The 2,845-nt window shown below is 47.8% G+C and carries 2 protein-coding genes; one reads left to right on the top strand and one right to left on the bottom strand.

Annotated elements, in window-relative coordinates; translation table 11 throughout:
- Positions 1–561 precede the first annotated feature (561 nt).
- The gene (locus RDU76_11905; protein ID MDQ7799626.1) at positions 562–2,046 is read left to right on the top strand and encodes an O-antigen ligase family protein; all 1,485 of its coding nucleotides are present in this window, start codon (positions 562–564) and stop codon (positions 2,044–2,046) included.
- Here the strand turns inward: RDU76_11905 and RDU76_11900 are convergent.
- The coding region (locus tag RDU76_11900; GenBank protein MDQ7799625.1) for a hypothetical protein at positions 2,047–2,845 on the bottom strand (799 nt) is incomplete at its 5' end.

Genomic DNA, 2,845 nt, shown 5'->3' with positions numbered 1-2,845 from the left:
GGGCCATTCAGAGACTGCTGCAGGATCCTTTGTCCATGAGGATTTTGGAGGGAGAATTCAAGGAGGGGGACAAAATAAGCGTTGACGCCAAAAATGGTGAGATAGCTTTCACCAAATGAACCAAAAAACGTACAAAAAGCCTGCAGCAGGAGCTGCAGGCTTTTTTGCCTACCAGATAAACACAAAATGTCATAAAAGCTGTTTACTTATCTGTCGATTTTTAGTAAAATCCTATAAATTATTTTCATTCTTATGTTGTATGAATTTTTAATATCCGCAGCTGTTGTCCTCCCGGCCCTATATTTCCAAATCGACGGAGCCAATCCTTTTGCCGTTAAAAATTTTGTGGCACTGCCGATGATAGCATTGGCTACAGCAGTTGGCCTATATTATGGCCAATCTTTCACGCGCTATCGAGCGGCATCATACTTAACTGTATCCGCGCTTCTCTTTTGTACTACCGGTGCGATATCTTTAATCGGATCGTTAGAGCCATACCTAGGTTTGCAGTGGCTTTACTTTCATTCTATCATGATGATACTTCTGCTTTCAGTATCGTCCATGGATGACCGCAGTCAGTTACAGCAGACCCTCGATCTTGCCATTGCCGCTGGGGGCAGCATCGTTTCCTTTTTTGGCATCAAACAACTGGTGGCCCCAGACTTCATGGATCCCGGATACCTTTCGCCCGGCAAGATGCATATCTATTCGACAATAGGCAATGCCAACTATCTTGCCTTCTTTTTGCTTTATTCGTTCGTCATAACCCTTGGCCTGTTCAAGAGAAACTGTCACAAAATGGTCCGGTATATGTTGATACTGGGAATGTTTTTGCAGGGACTATGCTTCCTGGCAACATTTTCCCGAACCGCATATGCTGTTGCAGCAATACTAGGGATTGCTGCTGCAATCAGGGGAATCGATAAAAGCATCCTTCTTGACAGGATCGGCAAGAAAAGGATTTTGGTAGCTAGCATATGTCTTGCCGGGTTGTCCATCATCGTTTTTGGAATGGTGCGGGCACGGGATATGCTAGATGGGCATACCTTGCGCGGCCGCTATTTGATATGGTCGGCAACAGCAAATATGATTAAGGATCATCCATTAAAAGGAGTGGGAATCGGCCAATACCAGATAAATTATATACCCTATCAGGCTGCACTATTCGGCACGGGAAAATATACGAAATACGAAAGCAATGCCTCTTTTGCCCTGCACGCTCACAGCGAGCCCCTTCATGTTTGGGCAGAGACCGGTGTCGCAGGACTGGCAGCTTTTTTATTCATACTGGGATTGGGGCTTCGCGAAGGCAGCAGATATGAAAAGGAAGACCGGCGGATATGGCATTGGTATGGCGTGATGGGATTGAGCCTGGCCGGACTTTTCAATAATTTTCTTCACACAATCCCATTGGCAACGGCTTTCTGGACAAGCCTGGGCATGATAATGCCAAAACCAGTGATCTTGAACAAGCCGCTGGCCTCTTCTTTGCGCACCTTAATGGTGTCGGGATTCCTTCTGGGAAGCCTCTTCCTGGCGGTCAATCTATATACAACGGGTATGTCGAATTATTATGAAAGACAAGGTGATCTCTGCGGAGAGCAAAAATATTACGCCGATGCCGCCTTGAATATGGGAAAGGCTATAAGGTTGTATCCCAACAACGGATTTGCCCGTGAAAAATATGCCTTATCTCTGTACCTTGCCGGAAGGGTCGCAGAGGCCGAAGCTCAACTGGATACCGCCAAACATTATTCGGGAGATATCGGAATAACCTATCTTAAGGCCGAGATGCTTGCCTATCGCCGGAGCGATGAAGCAGCCATATCTCTTTATCGTTATATAGCTTCCGCCTTCCCGACGCACATTACCCCTCATCTGGCCCTTGGTCAGCTATTGCTTCGTCAGGGTAAATACCAGATGGCTGAACAGGAGTTCCGAAAGATCCTTGAGATTCGGCCCTCTACCCATAATCTGAAAATGGACTGGCGAAAGGCTGCGGCCCAGCGCGCTATCGCCCGGTTCTTCCTGTCGCACGGCCCCTGATCATTGGGAGGACGATATCTCCGGCACAGTCCCCTCCAGGAATTCAAATTCCTCACGCAAACATTCCTCACGTACAGCCGGTTTCTCCAACCGGAGAGAGTCGCCATCCATCTTTATCTGATACGGCTCCCCGGATACGATCGCCCACCATTTCCCCTGATGCCTGGTTATGCTTTTTGTCACTCCCGAGGAAATTTGCCGGACCTTCCCATTCTTTGTTACCATCTTTAGCCCACCGTCGGTACCTATCAGCATCCCTTGGTCCGGCACAGATTGAATTTCCTTCGGTTCTGAACGAAGTACCGAAAGGGAGCAGACCGGCTGCCAAATCCCGGCCGTTGGCAGGTATTGTTGTATCATCTTGTCATCCTTTATGAAAAGTCCAGTGCTTGAATGTAATATCCTGATTTTCGAACCCTCAAGTATCTTTTTCCATTTTCTGGCGCCGTGTTTGTAGACCGCTTCTTTCGTTGCTACCATTACAGTGCCTTCCCAGTCGGCCAGCCCGGTGATATAATCGCTTGACAGGCCGACAGCGTCGGGAATCTCGCGGAACCACATATTGGTTTTAAAGTCATAATAGAAAAGTCCGTTAATAATCGTGTCATGATCGGCATCATAATTACGTGCCGTCCACCCCCGCCCGGCCCATAGGCCGGTTTTATCTCCGGCCAAATGATAAAACCATTCGCCTGAATTGTAATATGGGGTTCCCGAAAGATCCGTTCCTTCAGTTATATCGATATTCCTCCGATTCAAAGTATCCAAGGTCGCTCTTACGATCCGCGGAGGGCCACCT

This window comes from Candidatus Edwardsbacteria bacterium (genome assembly GCA_031082425.1).
In the GTDB taxonomy this organism is placed as follows: Bacteria; Edwardsbacteria; AC1; order AC1; family EtOH8; genus UBA2226.
This window is presented reverse-complemented; position numbering and strand designations above follow the sequence as displayed.